5 protein-coding genes, 1 tRNA gene and 1 rRNA gene are annotated in these 6696 nt (G+C 55.6%); all 7 read right to left on the bottom strand.

All coding sequences use genetic code 11. The annotated features are described in order from the left end of the window. Window positions 1-126: 126 nt before the first annotated feature. The gene (locus tag DXA70_RS14750) at window positions 127-1665 is read right to left on the bottom strand and encodes a glycoside hydrolase family 3 N-terminal domain-containing protein (RefSeq protein WP_243001359.1); all 1539 of its coding nucleotides are present in this window, start codon (window positions 1663-1665) and stop codon (window positions 127-129) included. A gap of 146 nt (window positions 1666-1811) precedes the next feature. Then, a complete protein-coding gene (locus tag DXA70_RS14760; protein ID WP_243001360.1) occupies window positions 1812-3197 on the bottom strand; it encodes a glycoside hydrolase family 3 C-terminal domain-containing protein in 1386 nt (461 codons plus the stop codon). A gap of 235 nt (window positions 3198-3432) precedes the next feature. After that, complete coding sequence (locus DXA70_RS11560; protein ID WP_128118556.1) at window positions 3433-4725, bottom strand: ATP-binding protein; 1293 nt, start codon at window positions 4723-4725, stop codon at window positions 3433-3435. Beyond that, complete coding sequence (locus DXA70_RS11565) at window positions 4722-5432, bottom strand: LytTR family DNA-binding domain-containing protein (protein ID WP_128118557.1); 711 nt, start codon at window positions 5430-5432, stop codon at window positions 4722-4724. Before DXA70_RS11565 ends, DXA70_RS11560 begins: the two co-directional genes overlap by 4 nt. Window positions 5433-5666: 234 nt before the next feature. Next, complete coding sequence (locus DXA70_RS11570; protein ID WP_128118558.1) at window positions 5667-6149, bottom strand: GNAT family N-acetyltransferase; 483 nt, start codon at window positions 6147-6149, stop codon at window positions 5667-5669. Window positions 6150-6433: 284 nt separating this feature from the next. Then, a tRNA-Lys gene (locus DXA70_RS11575) sits at window positions 6434-6509 on the bottom strand. 40 nt (window positions 6510-6549) lie between these two features. Further along, window positions 6550-6666, bottom strand: a 5S ribosomal RNA gene (gene rrf, locus DXA70_RS11580). Window positions 6667-6696: the final 30 nt, after the last annotated feature.

A 6696-nucleotide genomic window follows, 5' to 3' on the forward strand; every position in this document is an offset into this window, starting at 1 on the left:
GAGCAGGGCACATTTTTGTTCCAGATCCAGGCTGTTGATGATATCTGTGTGTTTCAAGGGTCTCTCCTGACAATCAAAAAAGAGGGCGGGCGTTTGCCCGCCGCCCCTTCTGTTCCTATGTGTTGATCAGACGGTTTTTACGTCCTCTTTCTTTTTGCGGAAGCGGAGGATCGTCAGAACGACCAGAACCGCGATCAGACCGCCGCAGACACCATCCACTGCGTAGATGACCTTCTGGTAAGGCTCGACCTTTGCCAGATAGCGGCTGCCCGGCATACCGCCGTTCATCGTTTTGGAGTTTGCAATGGTGTACAGGATGTTATGGATTGCTTCACGACCGTAGTGGTAGTCTGCAACGTCATCCTTGTTAAAGGTGTACCGTGCGCCGGTGGGCAGGTTCGTCAGCTTTCCGTCTGCACCAGCCCGGATCATCTGACCCGCATCCATGAACACGCCGGTATTTGCATTATCGGTGATAATGAAGCCGTGGAAGCCCCACTCATTGCGGAGGACACCGGTAACAAGGTTGTAGTCGCCGCCGGCCCATGTATAGCCAATGCGGTTGAAGGAAGTCATAACGCCGGTCACGGACGGAATCTCTCTGGTGGCATTGCTGTAAGTGCCATCGCCGTTGTCCTTTGCGTAATTCATCTGGACGTCATCGGTCTTGATGCACATTTCAAAGGTCTTCAGATAGATCTCGCGTGCAGCCTGCTCATTCAGGAAGGTTGCAATGCTGAACTGTCCATCACGGTCGCCGCGGTGGTTTTCTTGATCGTTGACGGCAAAGTGCTTGACAAAGACGTACATACCACGGGAGGCTACGCCCTTGCACTCGAGAGAAGCGATGTGCCCGCCAACAAAGGGATCTTCAGAATAATACTCGCTGTTACGGCCGGAGAATGCCGTGCGGTGCATATTGACAGCAGGTGCATACCAGCCATCAACGCCCAGATAGTAGGATTCATCGCCGATGTTTTCGCCATAGTGGTAGGCCAGATCATCGTTGTAGGTCTGTGCCAGAACGATCACGCCGCAGTGCGTGATGTTGCCCTTGAAGTAGAAGTTGCCGCTTGCATCAACGCCGTAGTTGACCAGGCCGGTGGCAGCGTCGCGGTCGGTCGTGGAGGGCTTATCCACCGACTTGATGGCAGCCGTGCCATAGCCGGACTGCGTGATCAGGGTCTGATAATCGCTGGGGGTCAGCTGGTCGAGCAATTCATCCCACTTTTCATCATCGTAGTCCAGACCGCGCATATCGATCAGACCCAGACCGTTGTCCTTGCCGTAAACGATCTCATCGGTCAGAGTGGAGAAGTCGGTGGGGTTCAGGGAATCAAAAGAATCCAGCTTTGCAAGGTCCTCCTTGCTGATCGTCTTGCGGTAGGTATAGGATGCAGCCTTGCCGCTGGCATCGGTGCCATTGATGGGGTTGCCCCAGGTGCTGATCTGGTCGCTGACTTCACCGTCAACGGTCGGCCAGGTGCCAGTCCAGTCACTGCGGGAGAGATACTGCAGCCCGCCGTTTGCATGGTCAAGCTGATTGGTGATCTCCACACCGGTCGTGGTGTCGAGCTTGTAGGTCGTGGTATCCACGGTGCCGTTTGCCGGAGTGTAGGTTGCAACAAAAGCAGTGTCGCCGTCGGCGGTCATGCCGTCTGCCACGCTCTTTCCCTTGGCAGAGAGGATGTTGTTGACCGCTTCATGTGCGTTTTTGGCTGCGGTGATATAATAATCGCCCGCATCCAGAATGTAGGTCTTGGCATTGACGTAGTCGTAAGACTTCAGCTGCTCCTGATCAAAAGTGACCGTTACGATTTCGCTTGCGCCGGGAGCCAGCTCTGCAGTTTTGGCATAGCCACCAGCTCCACAGCAGCCTTTTCCACCTTGTTTGCCTTGTCGTAATCGGTATAGGGGCTCTGTGCATAGACCTGTACGACATCCTTGCCGACCACATCACCCGTATTGGTGACCTTGACTGTCACGGTGCAGGTATCGCCATCCCAGCTGGTATCGTAATCAGACCACTCAAAATCCGTGTAGGACAGGCCGTATCCAAAGGGATACATCACAGCATCCGCATAGTTGTAATCACCGGCATTGCCCTGACCCAGCACCTTGTCCTCGTAGCGGGTCTCGTAGTAGCGGTAGCCAACATAGATGCCCTCTTTGTAGCTGACGTAGTTGTACTTGGTCAGGTTACCGTCCTCGTCATAGTAGGCAAAGTCGCCAAAGTTCTGGGCGGCAGGGCTGTTCATGGCATCCATCTCGTAGGTATCCACGGTGCGGCCGGAGGGATTCACCTTACCAGAGAAGATCTCTGCCAGAGAGCACAGACCGTAATCACCCATAGCGGGAGCCGAAATGACGGTGTGGATATTGGGATAGTTTTTGACCCAGCTCAGGTCTACCGCTGCGCTGGAGTTCAGCAGCAGCACCACATCGTCAAAGTTATCGTTCAGATACTGAAGGATCTCCAGTTCCGTAGAATCCGGCTCCAGATAGGTCTTGGTCTTGTCCTCTTCCACATCGGTGTGGTTGTACATGGAGCGGGGCATATCACGGCCTTCGCCCGCCACACGGCTGAGCACAAAAACAGGAACCGTATTCTTCATGGAATCGGTCAGACCCGGCTCTGCTTTCATGACAGACAGGGGGCATTCGTTGATGGAAAAGTCCTCATCATCGCCGAAGGAAACAGAACCAACGCCCAGACCGTAGTCTTTGCCGTTGCCTTCGGAATAAAACTTCCAGAGCGCTTCATTAACGCCAAAGCCTGCATCTTCAAAAGCAGTTTTCATATCGACCTTATTGCCGCCAATGTAGCTGACTGCCGAATGGCTGACAAAACTGAAGGTCGTATCCGTGCTGTACGGCATCTTTCCCGCATCGTTCTTCAGCAGAACGATACCCTCGGCGGCGATCTTCTTATTCAGAGCGATCTCATCCTCAACCAGCGCAGCCTCTGTGTCAAAACCGGGCTTGCTGTATTCCATATTGATGCCTTCGGTCTTTGCCTTGCTGTTGTCGATGCCGCCGCTCTTCAGACCCAAAATGCTCTGCACGCTGCTGGCATTAGGCGGGATCAGCACATTGGCTGCAACCATACCGCCCGCCAGTGCGACACACAACACACCCGAAACGGCAGTTTTGATGATCTTGCCCATCATCTTACTGTCCTTCTTTTTCTGTGCCATAACTGTTAACTCCTTCTCTTTTGTGTACACGACCCGGTTCATGGCTGTTCTCAGGAGTGCGTCCGCTCCTTTGCCTGATGTCATTTTATCATATAAACCGCAAAACGAACCGTTCTCCGCACAATCTGTCATTTTGGAGACATAATCTGCAAAAGTTTCAATTCTGTATCAAAATTTCCTGTGCTTATCACCAAAAGAGAGGGGTCATTTTTTGTGCACACTGCCAACAGCCCTCTCACATTGATTCTTTTTCCGGGATAGGCAGCAGGATGCGGACGGTGAACCAGCTGTTCTCCCATTTCACGGTCATGGTGCCTCCGTGCTGCCGGGCGGCGGCCTGCACGCCCCGCAGGTCGTAGCCGCCGTGGGCACTGCGCACGGGCAGACCGTCCGGGCCCAGCGCTACGGGGGCGGCGCAGTAGTTCTCAAACCGGAGCATCACACAGCCGCTCTGGGCATAGATGGCCACCCGCAGCAGCCGCTTTTCGGGGTCCGGCTCGGCTGTCAAGCTCTCCACGGCATTGTCCAGCGGCACGCCCACCAGGGTGCAGATCTCCCGGGTGGACAAAAAGCCCAGCCACTGGCCGTCGGCCACGCTGGTCATGTTGATGCCCTGCTCCTGACACTCCATGCTCTTGGCCGTGAGGAGGGTGTCCAGCACCGGGTTGCCCGTTTTGTTCTCCGCCTCATACTGGCGGATGCCGCTCTCCATCCGGGCCAGCGCCGCGTCCTGCTTGGCCTGGTCGCGCTCGGCACGGATGTTGGCGATCTGGATTTTCAGCTCGTGGTAGCGGCTGTTGATGAGCTTGATGCCCTCCTTGCTCCGCTTGTACTGCTCGTATTGGCGGTGGAGCACCTCGTCCATGGCTTCCAGCTCGCTGTGCAGGGCACTTTCCCGCAGCTGGTCGTGCTGGATGGTCAGGATCAGCACGCCGCAGAAATCCACCAGCGTGCGGATGTAGTAGATGCTCATGTTCACTTCGCCATCGTCCAAAAAGAGCAGGTTGCTCACCGCAAAAACCATGGCGGCCATCACCACGGCTACCAGCGCGGCCTTGTTGCTGACTGTCAGCTTTCCGGTCGGGCTGGGGCGGCGGCGTTCCAGCCAGAGCACCGTCCCGTACAGCACGCCATCGACAACGACCAGAAGGAGCAGGGCCAGCCCATCTCCCCCGCCCCGGTGCGGGAACAGCGCGCAGTGGAGCTGCCACTCCACGCTGGCGGCCAGTTCCGCCAGAATAAACGCCCGGGCGCAGACATAGCCTGCTTCCAGCCAGCGGATATCCCGGCTGGCCCACAGGTACAGATACGAGAGCCCGATGGCCGCCGCCATGCAGGGGATCCACCAGGCCAGCGGCACGCCGCCTGTCGCGTGCAGGAATATACTCAGGGCCACGGCCCATCCCCCGGTCAGCACGATTGTGGGCCGTTTGCCGAACCGCCGCGGCAGCGGCCAGGCGTAGAGCAGGATCGCCATGCATTCAGCCAGCGCCGTGTACAGGCGGGGGATGTTCGGCAGCGCCGTCATACACCCTCACCCCCGATGTGATCCGCCAGCGCGGCCAGAAAACTCTTCCGCTTGGGGCGGCTCACCTGCAGCTCGTAGGGGCCCACTTCCACCACGCCCTGCTGGACGCCCCGCACCTGAGCCAGGTTGACTAAATAGCCGCTGTTGCAGCGGGCAAAGGGACAGTCGGCAAGTTTTTCTTCAAATGTTTTCAGGGCACCCGGAGCCGTGAATTCCCCATCCTCGGTGTAAAAATGCACCCGGTGGCCCTCACTCTCCAAATAATAGATTTGGACTGTATCCAGTCGCCGCAGGCCGCCCTCCACGGGGACCGTCAGATAATGCCGGGCATGGCGGCTGACTTTTTCCACAGCCTTTTGCAGCTGCTGGGAAAACGCAAAGTAGGGCACCGGCTTGAGCACATAATCCAGCGCCCCTACCGCATACCCCTTGATGGCATACTGCGCCATATTGGTAATGAAGATCAGCACCACGTCCGCATCCAGCGCCCGGATGCGCCGGGCCGTCTCCATCCCGTCCAGATGCTTCATCTCCACATCCAGGAACACGATGTCGTACACCGGGCCGTAATTTTCCAGAATATCCACGCCATCGGCAAACTCCGTCACCGAAAACTCTGTGCCGTACTGCCGGGTGTACCGCTGCACATAGCCCATCAGCTGCTCACGCACAGCGGCCTCGTCCTCCACCATCGCAATGCGGATCACGCCCCGCACCTCCCTTTTTTCAGCTTTTCTTTCTCTGCCCCACAGGCAAAGTCACTAAGGCAAGTATAGCACAGGCAGCGCTTCTTTGCCATGGAAAAACAAAACAGCCGCCACGGCCCGCATAGGGACCCGAAACGGCTGTTTCCCTTTATTTTTCTGTGCTTGTGCATTAAAAACGCAAGCTGCCATATTATGGTTCGCATAAAGAGAACCATATCATTCTGCCCAGATCCATCAGAAACGCAGCCGCATCTGGTACCAGACCACATTTCCGTGAGTAGAACCAGAAACGCCCTCGCTCACAAAACCAAACTTGGCGTAATAATGCACCAGTTTGTCTTTGCAGGTGAGTACAAGTCCCTTTCTCCCCTGTGCTTTCGCTTCGCTGATCACATGATTCAACAGAGCAGCCGCACAGCCGCGGCAGCGGTATTCCGGGATGGTATCCACACCGAAGATCATCTGCCATGCACCGTTTTCGTTGTGCAGAGAAGCATCCTCATACATCTCGTCCCGGAGGTCGGGGTCATCCGTGACCATGCCGTTGACAAAGCCAATCATCCGGTCGCCATCCAACTGGACCCAGAAATGGTTGGGGTAAACAGCCAGCCTCTCTGCAATGCTGACTTTGGTGGCGGCTTCCGCAGCCGGGAAGCATTCTGCTTCAATCTTTACAATTTCCTGTAAATCTGTGGAGACAGCAGTCCGAATCTGCATCTTGTTAAAACTCCTTTCTCTGTCCGCAAGGGCAATCTCACCCTGAAGCACTTCTACCGCCGGGCCTATCATGAAAACATGGCCCGTGGCTGCGTCGATCTCAATGCGCAGGGCATCTTCCATTTATACATCATTGAACGATAGCAAGTAATTCCAGCCCATGCAAAGGATTCCTACGAAAAAGCCGACCGTGCAAAAACCGTGCATTGACCGTGCAGACCCCGATTTATCGGGGTTACATAACAAAAAAGAACGCCAAATCTTACGATCTGACGTTCAATATCTGGTGCACCTCCAGGGACTCGAACCCTGGGCCCACTGATTAAGAGTCAGTTGCTCTACCAACTGAGCTAGAGGTGCATATTATCAGGATGCGGTTTCAAACATCCTGATAACTATGAGTCGGCGACTACCTATTTTCACGCGCCGTTTCCAGCGAACTATCTTGGGCACGAGTGAGCTTAACTTCTGTGTTCGGAATGGGAACAGGTGGAACCTCACCGTCATCGTCACCGACCATATGACTGGCTCAGTATCCCATACGGTC

This window comes from Faecalibacterium sp. OF04-11AC (assembly GCF_003460645.1).
GTDB lineage: Bacteria > Bacillota > Clostridia > Oscillospirales > Ruminococcaceae > Faecalibacterium > Faecalibacterium prausnitzii_I.